Here is a 26693-nt window from a genome sequence, read left to right as displayed (position 1 = left end):
CCGCCAACCGACGGGCGGTCAACGATCGGCCGGTCGATCTCGTAGATCGGTCGGGAGGTCCGAATATTCCGACTTCGGTGCACGCACCGGGGCAAAGTGACAAGGTTCGTAGCTGACGTCAGACCCTTTCGTGCCTTAGCCTTCCCAGGGGCCACAAGCCTCTGATCAAGATCGGCGAAGGGGCGATGTCAAGTGACGAACTACGATGTCTGCCGCCCTGTTTGCCGATTCCGCACCCGGGTCGGATGGCATAGGGTCATCCAGGCAAGGCGCGATTCGTGCTGCCGCCGGCCTGGAGGGGGCGATGCATGATGAGCCCCGCTGATCGTCGTCGCCTCACGGGCAGGGTGCGGGCGTTGCTCGTGCGGGCGGCCCGTCCGCCCGACCCGGTGGCCAAACCCCGCTGGGCCGGCCTGCTGTGCGGCCTGGTCACCGGTGCGGCGTTGGTCGCGATCGCCATCGGACTGGCCATCGACCCGCTCTCCCTGGGCACCTCGACCGATTTCGTCCGGCTCGCGGTAGTGATCGCCGCTGCCGCGACCGCGGTCATCGCCGGGGTGCGGGTGAGGGTCGGTGGCAGCTACCTCTCGCTCGGTTGGGGCGAGGCGGCGTTGATCGTGGCACTGTACCTGATCCCCGTGGGTTGGGTACCCATGGCCATCTTCCTCGGCGTCGGCCTGGCCATGGTCGTGCTCCAGTTCACCCAGGAGCCCCGCAGCGCGCGCCGCATGCTGTTCAACGCGTCGAGCCTCGCCCTGTCCGGCGCGGTCTCCGCCTCGGTGGCCCAGCTCATCGCGCCGCCACACCTGGCCGCCCTCTCCCTGCCGGTGGCCGCCGGGCTCGTCGTCGGCGCTCCGATCGAGACCGTGGTCAGCATCGCGCTGAGCAGCGCCTCGGTGAACACGCGCACGGGCACGAGCTATTACGCCGTGTTCGTGCGGGCCATCCACGGCAAGCTCTACATGCTGGTCGGTAACGTGACGCTCGGCCTGCTCATCGTGGCCCTGGCCGGTGCGGACGTGGGCTGGCTGCTGGTCCTCGCGCCGATGCTGTGGCTGCTGCGCCAGGCCTACGCGTACCGGCTGCGCGGCGACGACGAGCGGCGCGGCTGGCGGCTGTTCGCCGGTGCCACCCGGTCGCTGAACCGGCTGGACGAGCGCGGGGTGGTCGAGGCCGCGGTCGCGGGCGCCGCCCGGCTGTTCGCGGCCGACGGCGTCGAGGTGCTGATCCTGCGCCCCGGTCCGCAACCGCGTGTCGCCGCCTCCGGCCCGGGCCAGCCGGGTGGGGCGGGCGAACGGCCAGACGGCCCCACCGAGGGGGTGCTGTGGCGCTACCGCGGCGGCCGGGGCGTCGAGCTGGTCGTCACCGTCAGCGCGGCGAGCGGGCTGCCCGCCCAGCCGACCGACGGGGATCGGGTGGCGGCACGCCCGCTGCTGGTGGGCGGGGCGAGCATCGGAGAGCTCCGGCTGAGCTTCGGCCGGTCGGTCCGGCTGACCCGGCGCGAACAGATGCAGCTCTCCGCCTTCGGTGATGCCCTCGCGGCCGCGTTGCACGACGCGACCTCGCACCGGGAACTGCGGGAGATGACCGCGCGCAGCTCCGAGGACGCCCTGAACGACACGCTGACCGGCATCGGTAACCGGGCGGCCCTGCTGGCCAAGGGCGACGCCGCGCTGCACGGTCTGGAGCGCGACGGGCTCGTGGCGTTCCTGCTGCTGGACGTCAACCAGTTCAAGGAGGTCAACGACACGCTCGGCCACGCGGCAGGCGACGACCTGCTGCGGGTGACCGCCCGGCGGCTCGACTCGGAGCGCCGGCCGGGCGAGTTGGTCGCGCGGCTGGGCGGTGACGAGTTCGGCATGCTGCTGACCGACCTGCCCACGGCCGCCGGGGACGAGGCCGCGGCGCTGGACCACGCGCTGCGCCGGGCCCGGGAGCTGGCGGACCTGCTGGGCACCCCGACCCGGGTGTCGGGGGTTCGGCTGGCCGTGGAGGCATCCATCGGCGTGACGGTGGCCGCCGCGGGCAGCTGCGACATGGGCGAGTTGATCCGGCGCGCCGAGATGGCGATGTACCGGGCCAAGAAGGACGGTAACGGCTCGATCGCCTGGTACGACAGCTCCGGCGACGCGAGCAGCACCGACCGGCTGGCGCTGCTGGCCGAGCTGCGCGAGGCGCTGGGCTCCTCGCAGCAGCTGGTCCTCGCCCTGCAGCCGGTCGTGGACCTGAACAGCGGCGCGCCGACCGGGGTCGAGGCGCTGATCCGCTGGCGGCACCCGCGCCGGGGCGAGCTGGGGCCGGGCGAGTTCATCGACGTCCTGGAAAACAGCGAGCTGATCGCGCCGTTCACCCGGTACGTGCTGGAGAGGGCGGTGGCGCTGGCCGCCGACTGGGCGGCGCAGGGCCTGTCGGTACCGATCTCGGTCAACCTGTCCGCGCGCAGCCTGCTGGACGTACGGCTGCCGGGCGAGATCGCGCAGCTGCTGGCCAGGCACCGGGTGCCTCCGCACCGGCTGATCCTGGAGATCACGGAGACGGTGGTGGTACCCGAGTCGAGGACCGTCACCGAGGTCCTGAACGCGCTACGTGAGGTGGGCGTGCAGCTGGCCGTCGACGATTTCGGCACCGGGTACTCGTCGCTGACCTTCCTGACCCGGGTGCGGGTCGACGAGGTGAAGGTCGACCAGAGCTTCGTCGCCCGGATGGCGGAGTCCCCGGAGGCCATGGCGATCGTACGGACCACCGTCGAGCTTGCCCGGGAGCTGAACCTGCGGGTGGTGGCCGAGGGTGTGGAGACCGCCGAACAGCGCTCCGAGCTGGCCCGGCTGGGCTGCGACTCGGCGCAGGGCTATCACTTCTTCCGCCCGATGGCGGCGGAGAAGATCTCCGGGGTGCTGCACCAGCTGGTCCGCTCCTCCCGCGGCAGGGTGATTCCGTTCCCCCAGGAGGGCGCCTCGTAGGGTTGGTCCATGGCCAACCGACTGGCGGGCTCGGCATCGCCCTATCTCGAACAGCACAAGGACAACCCGGTCGACTGGTGGCCGTGGGACCCACAGGCGTTCGAGGAGGCGCGCCGGCGGGACGTTCCGGTACTCATCTCGGTCGGGTACGCCGCGTGTCACTGGTGTCACGTGATGGCCCACGAGTCGTTCGAGGACCAGGACGTGGCCCGGCTGCTCAACGAGCGCTTCGTGGCGATCAAGGTGGACCGCGAGGAGCGTCCGGACGTGGACGCCGTCTACATGACCGCCACCCAGGCGATGACTGGCCAGGGCGGGTGGCCGATGACGGTCTTCGCCACCCCCGACGGCGAGCCCTTCTTCTGCGGCACCTACTTCCCCCGGCCCGCGTTCACCCAGCTGCTCGGCTCGATCTCAGAGGCGTGGCGCGACCAGCGCGACGCGGTGCTGCGGCAGGGCGCGGCGGTGGTCGAGGCGATCGGCGGGGCGCTCGCCACGGCGGGCGGGGCCGCTCCGATGAGCGCCGAGGTGCTGGACGCGGCGGCGTCCGGGCTGTCCGACGAGTTCGACGAGGCCAGGGGCGGGTTCGGCGGCGCGCCGAAGTTCCCACCGCACCTGAACCTGCTGTTCCTGCTGCGTCACTACCAGCGCACCGGCAGCGAGCGGTCGCTGGAGATCGTCCGGCACACCGCCGAGCAGATGGCCCGGGGCGGCGTGTACGACCAGCTCGCCGGCGGCTTCGCCCGGTACAGCGTGGACGCGACCTGGACCGTGCCGCATTTCGAGAAGATGCTCTACGACAACGCACTGCTACTGCGCGTGTACACGCAGCTGTGGCGGCTGACCGGTGACTCGATGGCGGCCCGGGTGGCCGCGCAGACCGTGGAGTTCCTCGGCGCCGGCCTGTCCGTTCCGGAGGGCGGCTTCGCCTCCGCCCTGGACGCTGACACCGAGGGCGAGGAGGGCCTGACGTACGTGTGGACCCCGGCCCAGCTGAGCGAGGCGCTCGGCGAGGCAGACGGTGCGTTCGCGGCCGACCTGTACGGGGTCACCCCACAGGGCACCTTCGAGCGGGGCTCGTCCGTGCTGCGGCTGGCCCGTGACCTCGACGACGAACCCGACTCGTCCCTCGCCACCCGCGCCGCCGCCATCCGGACGCGGCTGCACCAGGCCAGATCCGCCCGGCCGCAGCCGTCCCGGGACGACAAGGTGGTCGCGGCCTGGAACGGGCTCGCGGTGACCGCGCTGGCGGAGTACGCGGCCCTGCGCCACGACCCCGACGCGGCCCGCCTGGCGACCGCCGCGGCCACCCTGCTCGCCGAGCGGCACCTGATCGACGGCCGGCTGCGCCGGGTGTCCCGCGACGGCGCGGTCGGGCGCCCGGCCGGGGTGCTGGAGGACTACGGGTGCGTGGCGGAGGCGTTCTGCGCGATGCACCAGCTCACCGGCGAGGGGCGCTGGCTGGAGCTGGCCGGGCAGCTGCTGGACGCCGCCCTGGCGCACTTCGGGGACGGCCGTGGCGGCTTCTACGACACCGCGGACGACGCGGAGGCGCTGGTGTCCCGGCCGGCCGATCCGACCGACAACGCGACCCCGTCCGGCCTGTCCGCGATGGCCGCCGCGCTGACCGCGTACGGCGCGCTGAGCGGGCAGGCCCGGTACCTGGAGGCCGCCCAGGCGGCGCTGGCCACCGTGGTGCCGGTCGCGACCCGGTTCGCCCGGTTCGCCGGGTACTCGTGTGCCGTGGGCGAGGCGCTGCTGTCCGGCCCGTACGAGATCGCGATCGTCGCGGCGAGCGGCGACCCGCGGGGCGCCGTTGATGGTGCCGGCGGTGGTGCCGGTGCCGGCGGCGAGCTGCTGGACGCCGCGTGGCGGCTGGCCCCGCCCGGGGCGGTGATCGTGGCCGGCGCGCCGGACCGGCCGGGAGCGCCGCTACTGCGGGATCGGCCCACGATCGGGGGTGCGCCGACGGCGTACGTGTGCCGGGGGTTCGTCTGTGACCGCCCGGTCACCGACCTGGCGGCCCTGGAGGCCCAGCTCCGCGGCTGAAATCACGCTTTCGACCACGCGGGGGGCTTCCGTTGTCTCTGTAGTCGTGTAACTCTGTAATCAGAGTAACGACTGCAACGGAGGTCGCCATGACGCGCGAGCATTTCGGGCCACCCTGGGCGCGGGCCGGTTCCCGGGGGGAGCCTCCGGCCGCCGACGACGCCGCGGCCTGGATCGCCGGGGCAATCCCGGATGACTGGTTCAATGGCCGCCCCGAGGTGACCATCGACCGGGACGAGATCGTGATCGTTGGCCGGCTGCCCGAGCCGGCGCTCGGCGACGGCGCCACGGACGCGGAGAAGACCGCCGCCGAGGCGGGCCGGGTCGCGAGTTTCCGCGAGGGGACCCGGGACCGCCGGATCGGCATCGCGCAGCAGCTGGAGCACCGGTACCGGCGCAAGGTCGCCTGGGGCATGACCTGCGGCGGCACGTCCGAGCTGTTCACCACGCTGGCCGCGCCGACCATGACCCGGCTGCGCCAGCCGGAGCGGCAGGTGCTGGACACCCTGGTGGACGCCGGTGTGGCCCGGTCCCGGTCGGAGGCGCTGGCCTGGTGCGTGCGCCTGGTGGGCGAGCACGCGGACAGCTGGCTCGGCTCGCTGCGCGAGGCGATGGGCGCGGTCGACGAGCTCCGCAGGCAGGGTCCGTCGCTGTAGGTCCGTCGGAATCCGGAGGTCTGTCCCGATCTGGAGGTCTGCCGGGGTCTGGAGTCTTTCGGGACCTGTAGTTCTTCGGGACCCCGGGGCGGTCCGAGTTCGCCCGGTCCGGTTTTGTCCGGCGAGGCGGGACCGGGCGGTTCGGCCGCTACCGGCAGGTCAGCGTGGTCCGGGCGCTACGTGGCAGGTCAGGGTGGGCCGGGCGCGGCGGGGCGTTAGGCTGGCGGCCAAGATGGATACCCGAACCGGTCTGCCCGTGGTCGGCATGGTGGGCGCAGGGCAACTGGCCCGGATGACCCACCAGGCAGCGATCGCGCTCGGACAATCCCTGCGAATCCTCGCCGCGTCCCCCGACGACGGCGCCGCCCTGGTCGCCACCGACGTCCAGATCGGCCACCACACCGACCTCGATGCGCTGCGCACCTTCGCCAAGGGCTGCGAGGTGGTCACCTTCGACCACGAGCACGTGCCCTCCGCGCACCTCGAGGCACTGGAGGCCGCCGGCGTCAACGTGGCACCCGGCTCGGCCGCGCTGCGCTATGCCCAGGACAAACACGCCATGCGCGAGCGGCTGACCGAACTCGGCGTGCCGGTACCGCGTTGGGCGAAGGTGGGTGGGCCGGCCGACGTCGCCGAGTTCGCCGCCCGCACCGGGTGGCCGGTCGTGGTCAAGGCGGTGCGCGGCGGGTACGACGGGCGGGGCGTGTGGTTCGTCGACCGGGGCGACCAGCTGCCCGAGGTCGAGTTGATCGTAGAGGAGCGGGTGGCGCTGCGCCGCGAGCTGGCGGTGCTGGTGGCCCGGTCCCCGTTCGGGCAGGTCGCCGCGTACCCGACGGTGCAGACGGTGCAGCGCGAGGGGATCTGTGTCGAGGTGCTGGCCCCGGCGCCCGACCTCGATCCGGAGCTGGCCGTCGAGGCGGAGCAGCTGGCCATCCGGCTCGCCACCGAGCTGGGAGTCGTGGGGCTGCTCGCGGTCGAACTGTTCGACACCGGCAACGGGCTGCTGGTCAATGAGCTGGCGATGCGCCCGCACAACTCCGGGCACTGGACCATCGAGGGTGCCCGTACCTCGCAGTTCGAGCAGCACCTGCGCGCGGTGCTGGACTACCCGATGGGCGACACCGGGCTGACCGCGCCGGCCGTGGTAATGGCCAACGTGCTGGGCGGGCAGCCCGGCGGTATGTCGCTCGACGAGCGGCTTCACCACATGTTCGCCGCGGACCCCGGGATCAAGGTGCACCTCTACGGCAAGCAGCCGCGGCCCGGCCGCAAGATCGGGCATGTCACCGCGCTGGGCGATGACATGGCGCGCACCCGGGAGCGGGCCGTCGCCGCGGCGCGCTGGCTGCAGGACCAGGTACCGATGCCGGACACCCGAGCGGGGGGTTCATCGTGAACGTAGGCGTGATCATGGGCAGCGACTCGGACTGGCCGGTCATGCGGCAGGCCACCGACGCGCTGTCCGAGTTCGGGGTCGAGTACGAGGTGCGAGTGGTGTCCGCGCACCGTACGCCGCACGAGATGCTCGACTATGCCAGCCAGGCGGCCGGTCGGGGCCTCAAAGTGATCATCGCGGGTGCCGGCGGCGCCGCGCACCTGCCGGGGATGGTGGCCGCGGCGACCACCCTGCCGGTGATCGGGGTACCGGTTCCGCTCAAGTACCTGGACGGCATGGATTCCCTGCTGTCGATCGTGCAGATGCCGGCCGGGGTACCGGTGGCCACCGTGTCGATCGGCAACGCGCGCAATGCCGGCCTGCTGGCGGTGCGGATGCTCGGCATCGCCGACCCGAGCCTGCTCGACCGGATGGCGGCCTACCAGCGAGACCTCGTCGCGATGGTGGCGCACAAGAACGACGGCCTGCGGGAAGAGCTAGCGCAGACGACCGAACGCGCCTCGTAGCCGCTGGATGTCCCGGCGCCGCTTCTCGAAGTTGGCGCCGAGGCCGACCAGCGCCGCGCCGACCAGCGCCATGACCGTCCACATCAGCGCGGTGGTGGACACCACCGCGAGTTCATGCAGGGCGGCGATGGCCAGCGTGATCCCGCCGATCAGCACCGGGGCCTGCTGCCGGCGCCACGACCCGAACACCAGGGTGGCGGCCGCGCCCACGATCAGTACGCCCCGCCGCAGCGGGGTCTCGTTGGTCATCAGCACGATCACCAGGCTGGGCAGGAACGCGGCGACCAGGGCCACCCCGTACGCCAGCCAGCTTGAGATCTCCGGGTGCCGGCGCGTCTGCAGGTACCCGATGACCAGCGCTGCCAGCGCCACGGCCAGCGTGTACGCCTCCGGCAGCGCGACCTTCGACACGTACATCAGCAGCCACCAGGCGGCCACCTCGTGCGCGCAGGCGAACCAGATCAGCGCGTTGCGGTACAGCCGGGGGCGGTTCGGGCGGGAGGCGGCGATCGACAGCACGGCGCCCCAGGCGCAGGCGAACGCGGCCAGGTGCGGCAGCGATCGGGCGGCCAGCGCCAGCGCGAGGACGGCACCGGCGTAGGCGCTCGCCTCGACCGTGATGGCCTCGGACAGCGCCTCGGGCCGGCGCAGCTGGGGCAGCAGCGAGCCGACCACCAGCATCGCCCCGGCGACAAGCGTGACCAGGAACGCCGACCAGTACACCGGGAGCCCGGCCGCCAGCCCGACCACCAGCGCCAGCAGGTGTCCGGCGAACGCGGTGACCAGCCAGCCGGTCACCCTTGCCGAGCGGGCGCGGCCCCGCAGCGCGGCGACCACGCCCGCGACGGCGGTGATCGCCAGCGACCACAGCGTCACGGACTGGGTGGCCAGGCTGCCGGCCAGGCCGGCGCCCCCGGCCAGCAGGCAGATGATCAAGACCAGCAGGCGGGCCGGGCGCTGCGGCGCGGCCTCGGTGACGCCCGCGGGCACCGCGGTCAGCGCCAGCCCCAGCCCGGCCAGTACGGCGACCGCCAGCGCCAGAATCGGCCCCGCCGGCCATCCCATCCGCAGCGCGGCCGGGCCGATCAGCAGGGTGATCGCCAGGCCCGGGATGACCACCGACACCGCCCGGCGGGTCACCACCCTGCGACGGCCGCCGAAGCCGACCGCGCCCAGCGCCCCGGCCAGGGTCAGGATCAGCGCGGCGACCACCGAGTTGGCGTCGCCGACCCAGTCGGCGAACGGGCCGAGCGCGTGCAGCGACGAGTCCGGCGCGCCGGCCCAGACCGAACCGAGCCACCGGTACGGGCCGATCAGCGCGGCGCCTACCGACGGCGCGAGGGCGACCGCCGCGAGTACCGTGGCCGGACCGGCCGCGAGCCCCAGCACATGCCCGGTCCGGCGCTGCGGGGCCACCGACTCGTCGGCCCGCCCGGTCCCGCGCAGCGCGCGGTGCCTGGCGTCCACCGCCGCACGCCCCAGCTCCGCCAGCACCGCGAGTAGCGCCGCGGCGGCCGCGTACACGCCCATCGGCAACGCGGTGGGGATGGTGGCGACCGCGATCGCGGTGCCGACCAGCGCCACGCCGGCCGTGGCGAACGGCAGGAAGGCCCCGGCGTTGACCCCGGCCACCAGGGCCAGCGCCAGGCCGGCGCAGAGCGCGGCGAGCGCCCCGGTCAGCGCGAAGGCCCACGGCGCCCCCGAGGCGAGGGCCAGGCAGGCGACGCCGGCCGGCAGGGTGGCCAGCGCCACGGCCACGGCGGAACCGCCGATCAGCACCAGGTGCCCGGCGTCCGGATGGGCGCGCAGGGCGGCGCCGGCCGCCCAGGCGACCCCGCCCAGGATCAGGGTGGCCGCGAGCAGGGTCTGCGCGGTGGTGTCCGCCCGAACCAGGCTGGCGCCGATGGTGTCGGCGAACAGCACGGTGGCCATGGCGTACCGCGCCCAGGCCGCCTCGCGCACGGTGCTGCGGCCGGCGGCGATGCCGAGCCCGGTGGCGGTGACCCCGCTGAACAGGATCGGGGACCACCACGCCAGGTCGAGGGCGGCGGGCACCGACAGCGCCGCGAGGCCGACCGCGACCGCGCCGACGGCGTACGACGACGGCGCCGGTAGCGCGATGGTGGCGGCGGCGGCCAGCAGGAGCAGAGCGAGCGGGATCTGCACGCCGAACGGGCCGGAGACGTGGGCGGACCAGTGCGGCAGGTCGGTGTGCCAGACCGGCGGCAGCGCGGCGAGGGCGGCCAGCGCCCCACGCACCGCCTCGACGCCGGCGATCAGCCCGACGACGATGCCGACCAGACTGCCGCCCACGATCGGGCCGCGCCGCCACGCCTGGGGCATCGCCCAGACGCCGGCGGCGAGCAGCAGCACCAGGATGGCGGCCGTGGCCAACTGGTACCCGGGCACGAGCAGGCCGGCGACCCGGGCGATGGCGGCCACCGACGCGGCCGTGACCGCGGTCGCCGCGATGTCGGATCCGCCGGCCAGCCCGGCGGTGGGCAGGCTCAGGTCCAGCCACGGCGCCAGGCACAGCAGCACGGCGCTGATCAGGAGCAGCGCGGCGACGCCGATGTCGACCAGCGGGACCCCGCCCGCCACGAACGCGGCGATGGACACGGCCGCGGTACCCAGCGTGCTGCCGGCCACCAGGAGGGGAGCCGGGCGCTCCCGCGCGACCTGCGCCACGGCGGCGGCGGTGAGGGTACCGGCGACGGCCACGAACGCGGCCGCGAGCACCGGTACCGGGCCGGAGCCGGCGCTCTGCGCGGTACCGGCGGTGGCGAAGGCGACCGCGCCGGGCAGGGCGAAGGCGGCACCGGCCCAGCCCGCCTCGGTGGCCCGTTCGGCCTGGGCACCCAGGGAGCCCTCGGCCAGCCGGGGCGCGACACCGATCGCGGCCCCGGCGATGGTGATCCCGGTCAGGGCGAGCGCGGCGGCGTCCGGCCGGGCCAGTGCCACCCCGACCGCGTAGCAGCCCACGATCAGGGCGGCGACGATCCGTACCCAGGAGGCCCGCCGGGTCGGGCTGATCAGCGCGTACGCGCCGAGGGCCGCCGAGGCCAGCACCAGGATCAGCGGTACGGCGGCCCACGGCAGCGCCAGACCGGTGGGTACCAGGAGGAGCGCGAGGGTGAGCCCGGCGACGGCGCCGTCGGCGCGGTCCCGGTTGGGCAGCATGGTGACCGCCGCCGCGGTGAGGATCACCGCGGCGAGTGCGAGCTGCCCGCTGTGCGGACCGGCCGAGGTTGCCACTGCCCGCGCGTACCGGCCGAGGTCGGCGTGCCAGGCCGGGGTGGCGGCGCGCAGCGGCGCGATGATCGCGTCGAGGCCGCGGGCGAGCAGCACCAGGCCGAGCACGCCCGCGCACAGCGCCCCGGCCAGCCGGGGACCCTGGTGCGCCAGTCCACCGAGCAGCCGGACGGCCAGCCCCGCGACGAGGATGGCGATGGCCGTCATCACCAGGCCCCAGCCGGGCAGCATCACCGCGCTCACCCGGCCGATGGCAAGGATCACTGCGGCGGTGGCCAGGCCGGCGGCGGCGTCGGGCAGGGGCCGACGGCGCAGGCTCAGCCCGCCGCCGAGGCCCACCGTGGCGGCGAGCAGCAGGCCGGCGGCGCCGCCGAGCGCGACGGTGGTGGCGTGGGCGCCGGCGAGCGTGACCACTCCGCAGACCACGGCGGCGAGAACCGCCAGGCCGTGCAGCACCCACACCGCATCCCGCAGGTACGGCGTGCCCTCCGCGGCGTGCTTGTTGACCTCGGCCTCGGCCTCGATCTCCTCTAGATCGATGATCGTCCCGGTGGGGCGGCGGACCACGCGCCCCAGGCGGTGGCGCAGCACCAGCGACAGGGCCAGGTCCTGCGCGGCCACGGCGGCCAGGATCGCCGACCACCCGGCCACGCCGTGGATCACGCCGGCGAGCAGCAGCGGCAGCACGGGCTGCAGCAGCAGCATGGCGGCGAACCGCGGCGCGACCAGGTGGCTGATCGTCCGGTACCCGGCCGCCACCCCGGCGGTGGCCAGGCAGATCAGGCCGCCGAACGCGGCGGCGGGGATCCCCGCCGCGGCCGGCGCGCCGGTGGCCCAGACGGCGGACCCGTCGAGGAGCACGAACAGCAGGCCGACCGAGGCCAGCGTCTCGGCGGTCGAGACGAGCCCACGCCGCGCGATCGGCAGCGGGGCGGCCAGGATGGCGGCGGCGAGCAGGGTGAAGACCGCGACCCGGGCACCACCGTGCAGCTCGCGCAGCAGGTACCCGGTGCCGGTCACCGCGAACAGCAGGGCACCCAGCCAGAGCAGCGCGTTCTGCGTGGTGCGGGTCGAGGTCTCCGGCGGGTGCGCCGAGGGGTGCGGTGGGCCGGGGTGCGGTGCGTCGGCGCGCGGCTGGGCGGCGTCCGGCGGGTCGGCTTGCGATGAGGCGGTCCGCGGTGCGCCGGGCTCCCGTGCGCCGGCCCGCGGCGCGTCGGGCTTTGCCGGGTCGGGCCGTGGTGCGCCGGCAGGGCGCCTCGGCATCCGCACCCGGCGGCCGGGCCGCACCGGGCCGCCGGTGAAGGTGGGGACCTCGTCGGCGGGCGGTGCGCCCTCGGCGGCCGTTCGTGGCCGGACGACCCGGCGCAGCGGGGTGGGCTTCGGACCGGCCTGTTTGGACGAGCCACCGCGCTTGGGTTCGACCGCCGCCGCCTCAAGCAGACTGCGGGTGGTCATCGCGCCCTGGAGGCGCTTCATCAGCAGGCCCCGCTCGTCGACCATCGCCCGGCTGCGGAACTGCATCTGGGTGATCACCTGACTGAGGTCAGCGATCTCCTGCTGGACGCTGTGGCCGCAGTTGGGGCAGCCAGTGGCGGTGTCCGCCGTCGTGCCACAGTTCGAGCAGGGGTATGTCCCCACGGCACCCTCCCGTCGCCTCTACGCAAAAGGATGCCGAGCGACCATGACCCGACGCCAGTGACAAAAGGGGCGCCACGCCGGGCGCCCCTTTTTTTGGACCTTCGGCCCAACCTGTCACATCGGCTCGGGACGCCCCATGCCGCGGTAGTCCCAGCCGGCGCGTACCCAGACCGACTGGTCGAGGCAGTTGCGCCCGTCGATGACTCGCTTGCCGTTCACCAGCTCGGCCAGGGCGGACGGGTCGGCGTTGCGGAACTCCTCCCACTCCGTCAGCACGCAGACCAGGTCCGCGCCGGCGACCGCGTCGGTGAGCGTCTTGGCGAACCCGACCTCGGGCAGCTCCCGCTCCGCGTTGGACATGCCCTCGGGGTCGTACACCGCGACCGACGCGCCCGTGCGGTGCAGCTTGCGCACGACCGACAGCGCCGGCGAGTCCCGCACGTCGTCGGAGTTCGGCTTGAAGGTGGCGCCCAGCACCGCGATGCGCAGCCCGCTCAGGTCGGGACCGGCCGGACCGTTGGGGCGGTCGAGCAGCTCCGCGGCCAGCTGGACGACGCGCTGCCGCCGCCGCTGGTTGATGAGGTCGACCTCGTGCAGGAACCGCAGCGCCTCGCCGACGCCCAGCTCCTGGGCCCGGGCTTGGAACGCCCGGATGTCCTTGGGCAGGCAGGCGCCGCCGAAGCCGAGACCGGCGCGCAGGAACCGGTTGCCGATGCGGGGGTCGTACCCGATGGCCCGGGCGAGCTGCGTCACGTCCGCGCCGGCCGCCTCGCAGACCTCGGCCATCGCGTTGATGAACGAGATCTTCGTGGCCAGGAACGCGTTGGCCGCGACCTTCACCAGCTCCGCGGTCGCGAAGTCGGCGACCACGATCGGCACCTCACGGTCCTCGGTCTGGGCGAGGTCGAAAACGCCCTTGTGCGACGCGTACAGCATGCCGTACGCCCAGTCGCTCTTGACACCGAAGATGATCCGGTTCGGCCGCAGCACGTCCTCGACCGCGAAGCCCTCCTGGAGGAACTCCGGGCTCCAGGCGACCTCGACCTCGGCCTCGGCCGGTGCGTGCCGGCCGATGATCTCCTCGACCCACTCGGCGGTGCCCACCGGCACCGTCGACTTGCCGACGATCAGCGCCTTGCGGGTGAGCCGCGAGGCGAGGCCGGTCACGGAGCTCTCGACGTAGGTCAGGTCGGCCGCCAGGCCGTCGGCCCGCTGCGGGGTGCCCACGCAGATGAAGTGCACGTCGCCGAACTCGGCCACCTCGTCATACGAGGTGGTGAAGCGCAGTCGGCCATGCGCAAGGTTCTTGCGCAGCAACTCGTCGAGGCCGGGCTCGTGGAACGGCACCTCGCCGCTGGCCAGCTTGGCAATCTTCGGCTCGTCGACGTCGAAGCCGAGAACCTCGTAGCCCATCTCCGCGAAGCAGATCGCGTAGGTGGCCCCCAGGTAGCCCGTACCGAGGAAGGTCAGCCGGGGCCGACCGGCGCCGGACGGCGGGGTCAGAAGCTCTGGGGGCGTCAGGGGCTGGGCTCCTGGGAACGAAATCGTCACACCTGGTCTCCGCTCGCACACGTGCCGCATATGCCGCGGCCTCGAAACTTTTTCCGCTCCGGGCCGGACGGGCGTTTGCGGCCACCGCGCCGTCCCGGCGAGGATAGTGCTTGACCCACCCGGCCTGGCAACGACATCGGGTTACCGGTCAGTAAGCTTAGCCCCGCTACGCGCCCAGCCTAGCGCCCACACCTCATACCTTCCGGCCTGTCAGGTACACCGAACAGCCCGGATCTCCGACAGGGAGGGTTCCCGGATGACGGGTTTTGACGCGTACCAACTCCCGGAAGAACACCAGGAAATCCGGGACGCGGTGCGCTCGCTCTGCGAGGGCAAGGTGGCGCCGAACGCGGCACACGCCGACGAGACCGGAGAGTTCCCGCAGGCGTCGTACGACGCGCTGCGCAGCGCGGATTTCCACGCACCGCACATCCCCGAGGAGTACGGCGGCGCCGGCGCCGACGCGCTGGCCACGGCCATCGTGATCGAGGAAGTGGCCCGCGCCTGTGCCGCCTCCTCGCTGATTCCCGCCGTGAACAAGCTGGGCACCATGCCGCTGTTGCTGGCCGGCTCAGACGAGTTGAAGCGGCGGTATTTGGCCCCAGTGGCGCGCGGCGACGGGATGTTCTCGTACTGCCTGTCAGAGCCCGAGGCCGGCAGCGACGCGGCATCGATGACGACCCGTGCGGTGAGTGACAATGATCACTATGTGATCAACGGGGCAAAGCGGTGGATCACGAATGCGGGCGTCTCGGAGTTTTACACGGTCTTCGCGGTGACCGCGCCTGGTGAGCGTTCGCGTGGCATCTCGGCATTCGTGGTCGAGAAGTCCGACCCCGGCGTGACCTTCGGCGCACCCGAGAAGAAGCTCGGCATCAAGGGATCGCCGACCCGCGAGGTGTACTTCGACAACGTCCGGGTGCCGGCCGACCGGATGATCGGAAAGCCGGGTGAGGGCTTCAAGATCGCCATGCGGACGCTGGATCACACCCGGGTCACCATCGCGGCCCAGGCGATCGGCATCGCCCAGGGTGCGCTGGACTTCGCCAAGCGCTACGTCCAGGAGCGCCGGCAGTTCGGCAAGGCGATCGCGGAGTTTCAGGGCATCCAGTTCATGCTCGCCGACATGGGCATGAAGCTGGAGGCGGCGCGCCAGCTCACCTACGCGGCGGCGGGGAAGTCGGAGCGCGGCGACGCCGACCTGACCTACTTCGGCGCGGCGGCGAAGTGTTTCGCCTCGGACGCCGCCATGGAGATCACCACCGACGCGGTGCAGTTGCTCGGCGGGTACGGGTACACGAAGGACTTTCCGCTCGAGCGGATGATGCGGGACGCGAAGATCACGCAGATCTACGAGGGCACGAACCAGGTGCAGCGGATCGTGATGGCGCGGGAGCTGTTGCGCGGCTGAGCGCCAACTCGTCGGTGCGCCTATGGGTAGTCGACGTGCCGATGGATATCAGCCCGATCGGCCGGTTTGAATGACCGGCCGATCGGGGCGTCCGGGTGCCGGCCCCCGCGAAGCGGTACGAGCGGTCCCGGCGAGCGGTACGAGCGGCTGCCTGGTCAGCTCGGCGAATCGTCGGCGCCCTCACGCGGCGGGGTAGCCCACGGCGAGCCGGCCGGCGGGGTCCGACCCTGGTACGTCCGAGGCGCCTGCGACTCGACGGCAGCCCACCGATCGAACGGCCGCTCCACCGGCTCGGCCCTGGCGGGTCCGCCGGACCCGCCCTCGGCCGGTGACATCCGGACGGGCGTTGCCGGGCTCGATTCATCCCCGGCCGGGGGCGCCTGCGGCGACGGTTCCCGGTCCGGCTCGGCGTCGGCCAACGGCGCCTCAGTCGACGGCGTCTCGGCCAACGGCGTCTCGGCCACCGGTGTCTCGGTCGACGGCGTCTCGGTCGACGGCGCCTGACTCGATTCCGTCTGGACCGGTTCGACCGTGCTCGGTTCGGCCGTGCTCGGTTCGGCCGTGCTCGGTTCGGCCGTGCTCGCTTCGGCTGGGCTTGGATCGGGACGGGTCGGTTCGGCCATGTTCGGTTCGGCCGTGTTCGGTTCGGTAAGAGCTAGCTCGGGCTGGCTCGGCGCGGCTCCGGCTGGTGCGCTGTCGATCGGCTCGGCGTCCGACGGCTTCGCCGCCTGGATCGTCGCCACGGTCGGCTCGTCCACGGTCGGCTCGTCCACGGTCGGCTCGTTCCCGATCGGCTCGTCGCCGGTCGACGCGGCGACCGCCGACTCATCCCGCGCGGGCTCGTCCGTCACAGGTTCGCTCCGCGCCGACTCGTTCCGCGAGGGCTCGTCCATCACGAGCTGACCGCGGGCCGACTCGTCCGGCGCGGGCTCGTCCAGTGCTGGCGCGGGCTCGCCGAGTGCTGGCGTGGGCTCGCCGAGCGCTGGCGTGGGCTCGTCCAGCGTGGGCGGATTGGCGGGGGACTCGCTGCGTTGCGCCGGGACTGCCGCTGGCGCCGACAGGTCGGTAGTGGGCGGCGACAGGTCGGCGGTGGGCAGCGAGACATCGGCCGTCGAGGGCTCTGGGCGTGCCGGCGCCGTGACCGGCGCGGACAGGTCGGCGGTCGGGTCCTCGCCCCGCGCCGGCTCCATCCGCGACCCGGCCGCCCCCGGTGGCGTGGGCGTCACGAAGTGCGAGACGGCCGGCTGCGTGGACTCGATGAGCGGCGCGGTACGGGGGATCGGAGCATGCCCGGCCGGCGCCCCGGCGGCGGGGCCGAACGGGTTGACCAACGTGTCGGGCTCATTGTCGGGGCGCGGTGCATCGGTGTCGGCGAAGCCGAGCCGACCAAGGTCGTACTCGATCGGCTCGGGTACCGGTTCGGGCGACGGACCGGCGACCTCGGCGAGTACCGGCCGGGGCCACCGCCGCCAGCGCTTCGCACTCAACACCGACACCAGCAGCAGCGCACCGACGATCAGAGTGGTGCCCGTGCGCACCGGTACCGTCGGGTCCGCCGTCCGGCCGAAGATGTCGAGGTCGCGCTTGAACAGGTCCAGCAGTTCGTCCGGGTCGACGAGCAGCCATACGTAGCTGAGCACGTACACCACGCCGGTCAGCACCGCGCCGAGCGGCGAGAACCGCAGGGTGGCGATGAGACCGATGAGCACCCCGGCCACCGCCAGGTAGGCCAGCGGCCGCACGAAGTCTCCGGTATGGAACGCGCCGCTGCTGCCGGCCCGGGCGAACGCGGTCGCGGACCGCTCCTGCCCGAAGGCGATCAGGATCCAGGCCAGCGGGCCGATGAAGATCGCGGCGATCAACGTTGCGATGTGTCGCATACCGGGGACCGTACCGTGTTCCGGACAAACTCCCGGCACGACGGACGATTGCCTCGCCGGGCGCGCCATCCCGCTGCTCACCGTCGATGCCGCCCCTTCGCCGCGCCCCCGGATCCCTCCGGGCGGTCCGTTCCCGGGCACCCCGCGCCGCGCCCGTCGGCCCGGTCGGGCCCGCGCTCGGCGCCGCCGGACCGGCTCGGCCCCGCCCCGACCGGCGGTGACCACTGTCACCGCGAACGGTGCAGGATGGATCTCACCACCGATGTGGGGAGGAGCGCGATGACCGCGAACAAGGTGCTCTGGACGCCGCCCGCCGACGCGAAAAACCGTTACCGCGTAGGCGATTTCATGAACTGGCTCGACCGCGAGCGGGGGCTGGATTTCGCCGACTACCCCGCGCTGTGGGAATGGTCGACCACCGACCTCGCCGGATTCTGGGGAGCCGTCTGGGACTACTTCATGGTGTCCGCGCACACCGCACCGACCGCCGTACTAGCGGATGCGCACATGCCCGGGGCTCGATGGTTCCCCGGTGCCCGGCTGAACTACGCCGAACACGTGCTCCGCATGCCCGGTGTGGCGAATTCCACTCCGATGGTCTTCGGTGTCTCGCAGACCCGGGCCCAGGTGACGCTGACCGCGGCCGACCTGCGCGAGCAGGTCCGGCGGGTACGGGCCGGGCTGGTGCGGCTCGGGGTCGGCGAGGGGGACCGGGTGGCCGCGTACCTGCCGAACATCCCGGAGGCGTACGTGCTGCTGCTCGCCACCGCGAGCCTGGGCGCGATCTTCTCCTCGTGCGCTCCCGAGTTCGGCACTCGCAGCGTCACCGACCGCTGGCGGCAGATCGAGCCCAAGGTACTGGTGGCCGTCGACGGGTACCGGTACGGCGACAAGCCGATCGACCGCCGCGGCGAGGTGGCCGCGATCCGGGAGGCGCTGCCGTCGCTGCAGCACACCGTGACGGTGTCCTATCTCGACGGTGACGCACCCGACGGCTGGGCGGACCTGGCCGCGCCGACCGATGAGCCGCTGGTGTTCGCACCGGTACCGTTCGACCACCCGCTGTACGTGCTCTACTCCTCGGGTACCACCGGACTGCCCAAGCCCATCGTGCACGGGCACGGCGGCATCCTGTTGGAGCACGTCAAGATGCTGGCCCTGCATCAGGATCTCGGCCCCGGTGACCGGTTTTTCTGGTTCAGCACGACCGGCTGGATGATGTGGAATTACCTGGTCTCCGCGCCGGCCGTCGGCTCGGCGATTGTGCTGTTCGACGGCAACCCTATGGTGTCGGCGGAGCCCGGCCGGCCGGCCGAGGCCGACCCGGCCGCGCTCTGGCGGATGGCCGGCGAGTTGGGCATTACTTACTTCGGTACCTCGGCCCCGTTCCTGCTGGCCTGCCGTAAGGCCGGAGTGGTGCCGCGCGACCTGGTCGGCCACACCCTGCGCGGGCTGGGCTCGACCGGCGCGCCGCTGCCGCCGGAGGGCTTCGCCTGGGTGTACGAGAACGTCGGCGCGGACATCCTGCTCGCCTCGCTGTCCGGCGGCACCGACGTGTGCACCGGCTTCGTCGGCGGCTCGCCGCTGGTGCCGGTGTACCAGGGCGAGATCTCGTGCCGGGCGCTGGGCACGCGCGTCGAGGCCTACGACCCGGCCGGCAAGCCGGTAGTCGGCGAGCTCGGCGAGTTGGTGATCACCGCCCCCATGCCGTCGATGCCGGTCGGCTTCTGGGGCGACGAGGACGGCGAGCGGTACCGGGAGGCGTACTTCGACGTGTTTCCCGGGGTGTGGCGGCACGGGGACTGGATCACCATCACCGAGCGGGGTACCTGCGTAATCACCGGCCGCTCGGACGCCACCCTGAACCGGGGCGGGGTTCGGCTGGGCACCGCCGAGTTCTACTCGGTGGTGGACGGGCTGCCCGAGGTCGATGACTCCGTCGTCGTCCACCTGGAGGACGACGAGGGTGGCGCCGGCGAGCTGCTGCTGTTCGTGGTGCTCGCCGAGGGGATGGAGCTGGACGACGCGCTGCGCTCGCGGATCGCCCGGCAGCTGCGCGTCGCGCTGTCACCCCGGCACGTACCGGACGAGATCTACCAGGTACGCGCGGTGCCGCGGACGTTGAGCGGCAAGAAGCTGGAGGTACCGGTGAAGAAGATCCTCACCGGTACGCCGGTGGACGCGGCGGCCGCCCGCGGTGCCCTGGCCAACCCGGAGTCCCTGCTCGCCTTCGAGGAGTTGTCCCGGGCTAGACGACGAGGCTGACCCGTTCCGACTGGACGCGCGTCGCCAGCCGATCCTGATCCAGATGTCCACACAGGACGAGGCTGGCCCGCGCGGCCAGCGGGGCGAGCAGCCAGTCGACCGGGTCCGGATAGGCGCTCGCGTCGATGAGCACCCGCGCGCCCTCCGCGATTCCCAACGTCGCCGCGCGCTGGACCGCCCGTGCGCACAGCGGCCCCTGATCGTCGGCCGGGGCGGAGGGCGCGAACCGGTCCCCGTGGCCGCGCACCTCGACCGAGTAGTCCTGGTACCCGGGGGGCACGTCGCGCAGCGGTAGCCCGAACGGGTGCAGCCCGAGTGCGTACCGATCACCCACAGTGACTTCGTCGGTCCGATCGGCCGCCACGAACGCGATGTCGAAGGGCTCCTCGGTGGCCCCGTCGGGCCGCACGGACAGGCCGGCCGACCAGCATCCGAGGAGCACCGCGGCGGTCTGCCAGTGCGGCGGGAGCAGCACGAGCGCGGTGTCTCCGGGGCCGAGCGCGGCCCCGTCAACGAGCAGATTGCCGGTTTTGGCCACCCAGTTCGACAGTGTTGCGCCGGACAATTCCGTCCGTTCTCCGGTCGCGTCGTCGTAGAAGGTCAGCAGCGGGCGTGTCGGATCAAGGTCGACCGCCGTGGTGAAAAGTTCGCGCACGTTGTTCACCTGGGCAGATGTAGCACATCGGCGGTTATCAGAACGCCCAGCCGGATAGGTTGGGATGATCGTCGCGTTGCGGTCACTGACGGGACGGGTTCCGGGCGTAGTGTGGCGGTAGGAGTCCTGCGGCAGGCCCGATGAGGAGTGAACTCGTGACCGGCGGTCAAGCGACCCGCGTACTTTTCGATGCGACCAGTGTCCCGGCGGACCGGGGTGGCGTCGGGCGTTACGTTGACGGGTTGCTCAAGGCACTCAGCGCGCTCGATGCTGATCTCGCAGTAGTGTGCCAGCGAACCGATGCGGAGCGTTACGGCCGACTGCTGGGCAACGCCGAGGTCATCGGCGCCCCCGCGGCCGTCGCCCACCGGCCGGCCCGGCTCGCGTGGGAGCAGACCGGCCTGCCGCTGCTGGCCCAGCAGGTCGGTGCGCAGGTGCTGCACTCACCTTTCTATACGTGTCCGCTGCGGGCGTCGTGCCCGGTCACGGTGACCGTGCACGACGCGACCTTCTTCACCGAACCCGAGCACTACGACAAGTCGAGGCGGACGTTCTTCCGCAGCGCGATCAAGACGTCGCTGCGCCGCGCGGCGCGGGTAATCGTGCCCAGCAAGGCGACCCGGGACGAGCTGATCAGGCTGCTGGACGCGGACCCGACCCGGATCGACGTGGCCTACCACGGCGTCGACCACGAGGCGTTCCACGCGCCGAGCGACGACGAGAAGGCGCGGGTCCGGGCGCGGCTGGGGTTGGGTGACACGCCGTACGTGGCGTTCCTCGGTGCCAAGGAGCCGCGCAAGAACGTGCCCAACCTGATCCGCGGCTGGGTGGCTGCGGTGACCGGCCGCGAGCGGCCTCCGGCCCTGGTGGTGGCGGGTGGCTCCGGGCACGACGATGACATCGACCAGGCCGTCGCCGAGGTGCCGGCCGACCTGCGCCTGCTCCGGCCCGGCTATCTGCGCTACGCCGACCTGCCCGGATACCTGGGCGGCGCGCTGGTGGCCGCCTACCCGTCGCACGGCGAGGGGTTCGGGCTGCCGATTCTGGAGGCCATGGCGTGCGCGGCGCCGGTGCTCACCACGCCCCGGCTGTCACTGCCGGAGGTCGGCGGCGACGCGGTCGCGTACACGGGTGAGAGCGCTGAGGAGATCGGCCGCGATCTAGGCGCGCTGCTCGACGACGAGACCCGGCGACTCGATCTGGCAAAGGCCGGCTTCGATCGAGCGAAGGAATTCACCTGGGAATCGAGTGCCGAGGTGCACTTGGCTGCCTGGGCGCGAGCGGCTACGGGCTGAACCGACAATTATGCTGGCCGAACGCATCTCATTCGAGTCACTATTGGCTACTTTGCCCGCCCCGAGGCGACGGCCGTTGAGCTTGCCCGGCATGATGGTTTGATGCTTTACGCGGTCATCCCTGCCGGCGGCAGCGGCACTCGTCTCTGGCCACTGTCCCGCTCGGGTAACCCCAAGTTCCTCCACCCGCTCACCGGGAGCGAGGCCACCCTCCTGCAGGCCACGGTCGCGCGGCTCGCGCCGCTGACCCCACCGGAGTGCACCTATGTGGTGACCGGTGTGGCGCACGCCGCCGGCGTGGCCCGCCAACTCCCGTCGGTACCGGAGGACAACATCCTGGTGGAGCCGTCGCCCCGCGACTCGTGCGCGGCGATCGGGCTGGCGGCCGCGCTGATCGCCACCCGGGATCCGGACGGGGTGATGGGCTCGTTCGCCGCCGATCACCTGGTGCGCGACGGTCGCCAGTTCGTACGGGTGTTGCAGGACGCGATCGCCGGGGCGCAGCGGGGCCTGTTGATGACCGTGGGGATCGAGCCGACCCACCCGGAGACCGGGTACGGCTACCTGGAGTGCGGCGAGCTGCTGGACGGTGGACCGGTGCGCCGGATCGACCAGTTCAAGGAGAAGCCGTCGTACGACGTGGCCCGGTCCTATGTGGATTCGGGGCGGTACCTCTGGAACGCCAGCATGTTCGTCTGGCGGGTGGACGTCTTCCTGCGGGAGCTGGCCCGCCAGCAACCCGAGCTGCACGCCGGGCTCACCCGGATCGCGGCGGCCTGGGCGACCGACCGCCGGGAGCAGGTGCTCGGCGAGGTGTGGCCGACGCTTCCCAAGATCTCCGTGGACTACGCGGTGATGGAGGGTGCGGCCGAGGCGGGCCTGGTGGCCACGGTGCCGGGCGACTTCGGCTGGAACGACGTCGGCGACTTCCACACGCTCGGCGACGTGTTGGGTTCGGACAGTGACGGCAACGTGGTGGTCGGCCCGAGCGACTCGGCGGAGAAGCCGGACATGCTGTTGATCGACTCCGATCACCTGGTGGTGGTGCCGCAGTCCGGTCGACTGATCGCCACCATCGGGCTGTCCGACCTGATAGTCGTCGACACCCCGGACGCGGTGATGGTCTGCCCGCGCGACCGGGCGCAGGATGTGAAGCTGTTGGTGGACCGGCTCAAAGAGCGGGGCGACCAGCGGCTGACCTGACGGATCCGGAGCGCCGCGTGGCCGTTCGCGCCGCGCCCCCGACCGGATTTGGCCGCCCCCCACACTGACTCGGCCCCGCCCCAGGAGTCTCGGCCCCGCCCCAGGAGTCTCGGCCCACGCCCCAGGAGTCTCAGGCCGCGCCCCCAGGCGTCTCAGGCCGCCGGCATACCGACCGCGATGAGGCCGAGCGGCATCCGGCCCGGCGGTACGTCCACGCCCTCCGGGTCGGCGTCGGGCAGCCAACTGCTCGCCGCCCCGGCCGCGGCCAGGGCGCAGCGCAGCCGGTGCACCTCGGCCCCGGCCCAGGCCAGCGCGGCCGGCCCCGCGTCCGCCGGCACGTGCGGTACCAGCGCCCGTGCCGTACCCGCCGGTAGCCCGGCCTTCACCGGTACCTCCAGAAACTGGGGCTCGGTCAGTCCCCGGGACGCCGCGGCCACCAGATCGTCGGTCACCAGCGCATCGGCGAACTGATCCACATTGGACAGTCCGGCCGCGGCGAGCAGTCCTTCGGCGCGCGCCTCGGCGGTGCCCAGCGAGAACAGGTCGAGCTCGGCGTCCCGGACCAGCACGGCCGCGCCCGGCCCGTCGGGTGCGGCGACCGTGTTCAGCCCGCGGATCACCGCGACCGGCACCTGGTCGTACTTGCCCTTGACCAGTTCGGCCGCGGCGGTCAGCTCGTCGATGACGGCCATCTGAGTCAGGTGCAGCTCGTTGCCGTACGGGTCGACCTCGCCCCGGTAGTCGCGCAGCGCGTCGATACCCGCCGCGCCCAACGCCACATCGGTCAGGCCGTTGCGCCAGGGCCGTCCCATGGTGTCGCTGACGATGATGGCCACGTCCAGCCCGTACCGGTCGCGCAGGGCCGTGCGCAGGGCACGGGCCGAGGCGTCGGAGTCGGCCGGCAGCAGTACCAGGTGCTCTTTGTCCACATTGGACGCATCGATGCCGGCGGAGGCCAGCACGAACCCGTGCCGGGTCTGCACGATCTGGGTGTTGCCGCGCCGGGCCACCGTCCGGACGGCCTGCTCCGCCACGGCCGCGACGCGGGCGGCCTCCCGCTCCGGCCCCTCCGGCGGCACGGCGATCAGTCCGCCCTCCGCCTTGGACACGATCTTGCTGGTGACCACCAGCACGTCACCGTCGGCCAGCCAGGGCGCGGCATCGGTGATGAGGGTGGCCAGGTCGTCGCCCGGTCGCACGTCGCCGATCCCGTTCACCGGCAGGATGGTGAGATTCACCGGACCTCCTCGGCCAGCGCGAGGCCTTGCTCCACCATGGTCTGCGTGGCCCGCTCATCGGTCATCCACAGTGGACAACTCCGGACCGTGACGCCGTCGACGGCGGTGTCGGCGTCCGACGCGTCCACCAGCCAGCCGTCGAGGATGCCGCCGGTCGATCGGGCGCCGTAGAGCCCCCCGACCCCGGCCGCGGTCACCGGCACGTTCACGGCCGCCAGGCACTTGTCCGCCATCCCCCGCACCGGCGAGCCACCGATGATGGGCGAGAAGCCGATCACCGGGGCGGTACCGGCGACCAGGGCGTCGCGCAGACCGGCGACGGCGAGGATCGGCGCGATCGATACGACCGGGTTGCTCGGCGCGACCAGCACCACGTCGGCCGCGGCGAGGGCATCGAGCACCCCCGGAGCCGGCTTGGCCACATCCGCCCCGACGAAGACGAACCGCTGGGCGGGCAGCGCCGCCCGGTACCGGATCCACCACTCCTGAAAGTGGATCGCCCGGCTGCCGCCGCCGGCCTCCGGATCGCCGTCGTGCCCGGACTCCTCCGCACCCGTCGCCGGGTCGGGGTCGGCGACCACCACGTGGGTCTCCAGCCGGTCGTCGGTGGCCGGCAGCATCCGGACCCCGGGCTGCCAGCGGGCGCACAGCGCCTCGGTGACCGCGGACAGTGGGTAGCCCGCGTCCAGCATCCGGGTTCGTACCAGATGGGTGGCCACGTCCTTGTCGCCCAGCCCGAACCAGGTCGGCTCGGCCCCGTACGCGGCCAGTTCCTCCTTGACCGCCCAGCTCTCGCCGGCCCTGCCCCAACCGCGCTCGGCATCCGCCCCGCCGCCCAGCGTGTACATCACGCTGTCCAGGTCAGGGCAGATCCGGAGGCCGTGCAGGGTCACGTCGTCGCCGACGTTGACGATCGCGGTTACCTCCGCGCCCGTCGCCCGAACCCCCTGGAGAAAGCGGGCCCCGCCGATGCCGCCCGCCAGTGCCACGATCCGCATGCGGCTAATCTTCTCCCAGGGGGCCCGGCCGGGTGTCGGCGGCCGGCAATACCCGGCGTTCCCTCCGGGCCCGGCCGCGCCCGGGGCGTCCAGCACCGGCGCACCCCTCGCGCGACGCCGCACCCGGGCGGTCCGACCTCCGGACGCCATGCCCGGGCCGCCCGCGACGCGGCGCTCGGGAGGACGGGAAGCCGTGATCGGACGCCAGGGAAGCCGTGATCAGGGGTCCGCGACGCCGTGATCAGGGGCGGCGGGCCCCGCGGCGGCTCACTTTGGCGAACAGCGGGTGTCCGTGCCGGCAACACGTGCTCGCTGAAAGGCAGCTTGGAGCGGGCGGGGCTAGGCTCGCGGGGCAAACCCCGCCCACCTTCACCAAGGGGGAGATGTGACCCAACCTTCAGATCAATCGCCATATCCGCCCAGCACTCCACCGGCGCCGCCGAGCCCCTCGCCGGTGCCGCCGAGCGCGCCGGCGGGAGAGCCGCGGGACGCGACCAGGTTCACCGCGCCCCACCGGGAGATTGGCGCCTTGATCCTGGTGCTGTCCACGGCGGCGCTGCTCCTACTGGGGCTCATCGACCTGTTCGTGGTGATCCACGGGTTCGCGCACGACTTCACCCTCCGCGCGGACTCGGACTTCAGCGACTTCATCGGCCTCGTGCCGATCTTCTTCCCGCTGGGCGCGGTGCTGCTGGCGACGCACATCAAGCCGGCCACACGGAGGGCGAGGACGGTCACCCTCATCGCGTTGATCGACTACGCGGTCGCCGGGCTGTTCGGCATCGTCTGCCTGTTCGCCGGCTTCGTCTACGTGCTGGGCGACCAGTTCGGTGGGGGGTTCCGCCCGGCGTTCATCGAGTTGCTGGAGCACCTGGTGCTGCTGGCGGTCTTCGGGTTCGCAGCCTTCCTGACCTGGCAGGTCTGGCAGGGCGCCTACTCGGTACCCAAGCCGGCCGCGGCGCCGTACCCGCCCCAGGGGTACGGGTACGGGCAGCCCGGCTACGGCCAGCCCTACGGTCAGCCGGCCGCCGGCCAGCCCGCGTACGGCCAGCCGGGCTACGGCCAGCCGGGCTACGGCCAGCCCGGGTACGGCCAGCCCGCGCCCGGCCAGCCCGGGTACGGGCAGCCCGGCGGCGTCCAGCCCGCTGGGCCGGCCTTCGGTCAGCCGCCCTACGGCCAGCCCGGATACGCCCAGCCCGGCGGATACCAGCCGGCGTACCCGGCTCCCGGCGGCTACCAGCCGGCCACGGCGCCGTCGTCGGCCCCGCCGCTCGGCGGTCAGTACCCGTCCTACTCGGCGCCGTCGACCGAACCGGCACCGGCCTCCGCCCCGCCCGCCACGGGTGGCGAGGCGTCCACCCATGCGGGCTGGCCCGGCCCTGGCGACGCCACCGTCGCCTCGCCAGTCCCGCCGACTCCCGCCCCGACGGCATCCCCGTTCGCGCCCGCGTCCGCCACACCGGCGGCGACGTCGGGCGCTGCGGCCGTGCCGTCCGAGGACGAGGGGCACGACAAGACCCAGGTCATCCCGCCGATGGGCGGAGAGGGGACCGAGGGCTCCACGGGCGGGTCCGGCGAGGAGCCCACCCAGCGCTGGTGATCCTTACCACGTGTCCGGCCGCAAGCAGGTGCGCGCGGGGGCCGAGCCTGACCGGCCCCCGCGAAATTGCCAGGTGACAGCCGGTGGCGACGCTCCGCCGGCGGGCGGGAGTTCACCCGGATCCCCTCGGTGGGATCCGG

17 protein-coding genes are annotated in these 26693 nt (G+C 72.9%); 10 read left to right on the top strand and 7 right to left on the bottom strand.

Going from position 1 to position 26693, the window contains the following annotated elements; translation table 11 throughout:
* The first annotated feature begins 347 nt into the window (after positions 1 to 347).
* From ABEA87_RS30605 to purE, 5 genes are all read left to right on the top strand, one after another.
* Complete coding sequence (locus tag ABEA87_RS30605) at positions 348 to 2960, top strand: putative bifunctional diguanylate cyclase/phosphodiesterase (RefSeq protein WP_345635507.1); 2613 nt, start codon at positions 348 to 350, stop codon at positions 2958 to 2960.
* A gap of 9 nt (positions 2961 to 2969) precedes the next feature.
* Entirely contained in the window at positions 2970 to 5009 is a 2040-nt protein-coding gene (locus tag ABEA87_RS30600; protein ID WP_345635506.1) for a thioredoxin domain-containing protein, read from the top strand.
* An 89-nt stretch (positions 5010 to 5098) separates the two neighbouring features.
* Positions 5099 to 5665: a hypothetical protein gene (locus ABEA87_RS30595; RefSeq protein ID WP_345635504.1), complete on the top strand. Its 567-nt coding sequence runs from the start codon at positions 5099 to 5101 to the stop codon at positions 5663 to 5665.
* Positions 5666 to 5897: 232 nt separating this feature from the next.
* Positions 5898 to 7061 (top strand): 5-(carboxyamino)imidazole ribonucleotide synthase, encoded by a 1164-nt coding sequence (locus ABEA87_RS30590; RefSeq protein ID WP_345635502.1) that lies wholly within the window; start codon positions 5898 to 5900, stop codon positions 7059 to 7061.
* Positions 7055 to 7567, top strand: coding sequence for a 5-(carboxyamino)imidazole ribonucleotide mutase (gene purE, locus ABEA87_RS30585; protein WP_345635587.1), 513 nt, complete (start codon positions 7055 to 7057; stop codon positions 7565 to 7567). The genes ABEA87_RS30590 and purE overlap by 7 nt, the downstream gene beginning before the upstream one ends.
* Here the strand turns inward: purE and ABEA87_RS30580 are convergent.
* Positions 7538 to 12457 (bottom strand): SCO7613 C-terminal domain-containing membrane protein, encoded by a 4920-nt coding sequence (locus tag ABEA87_RS30580; RefSeq protein WP_345635500.1) that lies wholly within the window; start codon positions 12455 to 12457, stop codon positions 7538 to 7540. The genes purE and ABEA87_RS30580 overlap by 30 nt on opposite strands.
* A gap of 114 nt (positions 12458 to 12571) precedes the next feature.
* Positions 12572 to 14008: a UDP-glucose dehydrogenase family protein gene (locus ABEA87_RS30575; RefSeq protein WP_425570982.1), complete on the bottom strand. Its 1437-nt coding sequence runs from the start codon at positions 14006 to 14008 to the stop codon at positions 12572 to 12574.
* A gap of 256 nt (positions 14009 to 14264) precedes the next feature.
* Between ABEA87_RS30575 and ABEA87_RS30570 the strand changes: the two genes are divergently transcribed.
* Positions 14265 to 15419, top strand: a complete 1155-nt coding sequence (locus tag ABEA87_RS30570) for an acyl-CoA dehydrogenase family protein (protein ID WP_345635499.1) — start codon at positions 14265 to 14267, stop codon at positions 15417 to 15419.
* 155 nt (positions 15420 to 15574) lie between these two features.
* Here the strand turns inward: ABEA87_RS30570 and ABEA87_RS30565 are convergent, their stop codons facing one another.
* Positions 15575 to 17299: a hypothetical protein gene (locus ABEA87_RS30565; RefSeq protein ID WP_345635497.1), complete on the bottom strand. Its 1725-nt coding sequence runs from the start codon at positions 17297 to 17299 to the stop codon at positions 15575 to 15577.
* 279 nt (positions 17300 to 17578) lie between these two features.
* Here ABEA87_RS30565 and ABEA87_RS30560 point away from each other — a divergent pair, with 279 nt between their 5' ends.
* Complete coding sequence (locus ABEA87_RS30560; RefSeq protein ID WP_345635495.1) at positions 17579 to 19564, top strand: acetoacetate--CoA ligase; 1986 nt, start codon at positions 17579 to 17581, stop codon at positions 19562 to 19564.
* Here the strand turns inward: ABEA87_RS30560 and ABEA87_RS30555 are convergent.
* The gene (locus ABEA87_RS30555) at positions 19548 to 20228 is read right to left on the bottom strand and encodes a TIGR03089 family protein (RefSeq protein WP_345635493.1); all 681 of its coding nucleotides are present in this window, start codon (positions 20226 to 20228) and stop codon (positions 19548 to 19550) included. The two genes, ABEA87_RS30560 and ABEA87_RS30555, sit on opposite strands and share 17 nt — an antisense overlap.
* Positions 20229 to 20359: 131 nt before the next feature.
* Between ABEA87_RS30555 and ABEA87_RS30550 the strand changes: the two genes are divergently transcribed.
* On the top strand, positions 20360 to 21514 hold the full coding sequence (locus ABEA87_RS30550) for a glycosyltransferase family 4 protein (protein WP_425570981.1): 1155 nt from the start codon (positions 20360 to 20362) through the stop codon (positions 21512 to 21514).
* A 102-nt stretch (positions 21515 to 21616) separates the two neighbouring features.
* Positions 21617 to 22717, top strand: coding sequence for a mannose-1-phosphate guanylyltransferase (locus ABEA87_RS30545; RefSeq protein ID WP_345635489.1), 1101 nt, complete (start codon positions 21617 to 21619; stop codon positions 22715 to 22717).
* A 152-nt stretch (positions 22718 to 22869) separates the two neighbouring features.
* Here the strand turns inward: ABEA87_RS30545 and ABEA87_RS30540 are convergent, their stop codons facing one another.
* The 3 genes from ABEA87_RS30540 to ABEA87_RS30530 form a co-directional block, all read right to left on the bottom strand.
* Positions 22870 to 23955, bottom strand: a complete 1086-nt coding sequence (locus ABEA87_RS30540; protein WP_345635487.1) for a coenzyme F420-0:L-glutamate ligase — start codon at positions 23953 to 23955, stop codon at positions 22870 to 22872.
* Positions 23952 to 24953 (bottom strand): 2-phospho-L-lactate transferase, encoded by a 1002-nt coding sequence (gene cofD / locus ABEA87_RS30535; protein WP_345635485.1) that lies wholly within the window; start codon positions 24951 to 24953, stop codon positions 23952 to 23954. Before cofD ends, ABEA87_RS30540 begins: the two co-directional genes overlap by 4 nt.
* A 402-nt stretch (positions 24954 to 25355) precedes the next feature.
* Positions 25356 to 25502, bottom strand: a complete 147-nt coding sequence (locus ABEA87_RS30530) for a hypothetical protein (RefSeq protein WP_345635482.1) — start codon at positions 25500 to 25502, stop codon at positions 25356 to 25358.
* Here ABEA87_RS30530 and ABEA87_RS30525 point away from each other — a divergent pair.
* Positions 25483 to 26553, top strand: coding sequence for a hypothetical protein (locus tag ABEA87_RS30525; RefSeq protein WP_345635481.1), 1071 nt, complete (start codon positions 25483 to 25485; stop codon positions 26551 to 26553). The genes ABEA87_RS30530 and ABEA87_RS30525 overlap by 20 nt on opposite strands.
* Positions 26554 to 26693: the final 140 nt, after the last annotated feature.

It is taken from the genome of Rugosimonospora acidiphila (assembly GCF_039543385.1).
GTDB classification, from domain to species: Bacteria; Actinomycetota; Actinomycetes; order Mycobacteriales; family Micromonosporaceae; genus Rugosimonospora; species Rugosimonospora acidiphila.
Note: the sequence above shows the minus strand (reverse complement) of the source record. Positions and strands in the feature narration are given on the sequence as shown.

Coding starts and splice junctions, on each gene's coding strand:
- ABEA87_RS30550 (WP_425570981.1), top strand. CDS start 20,360: ATGAGGAGTGAACTCGTGACCGGCGGTCAAGCGACCCGCGTACTTTTC.
- ABEA87_RS30545 (WP_345635489.1), top strand. CDS start 21,617: ATGCTTTACGCGGTCATCCCTGCCGGCGGCAGCGGCACTCGTCTCTGG.
- ABEA87_RS30560 (WP_345635495.1), top strand. CDS start 17,579: ATGACCGCGAACAAGGTGCTCTGGACGCCGCCCGCCGACGCGAAAAAC.
- ABEA87_RS30565 (WP_345635497.1), bottom strand. CDS start 17,299: ATGCGACACATCGCAACGTTGATCGCCGCGATCTTCATCGGCCCGCTG.
- ABEA87_RS30600 (WP_345635506.1), top strand. CDS start 2,970: ATGGCCAACCGACTGGCGGGCTCGGCATCGCCCTATCTCGAACAGCAC.
- ABEA87_RS30595 (WP_345635504.1), top strand. CDS start 5,099: ATGACGCGCGAGCATTTCGGGCCACCCTGGGCGCGGGCCGGTTCCCGG.
- ABEA87_RS30570 (WP_345635499.1), top strand. CDS start 14,265: ATGACGGGTTTTGACGCGTACCAACTCCCGGAAGAACACCAGGAAATC.
- cofD (WP_345635485.1), bottom strand. CDS start 24,953: ATGCGGATCGTGGCACTGGCGGGCGGCATCGGCGGGGCCCGCTTTCTC.
- ABEA87_RS30590 (WP_345635502.1), top strand. CDS start 5,898: ATGGATACCCGAACCGGTCTGCCCGTGGTCGGCATGGTGGGCGCAGGG.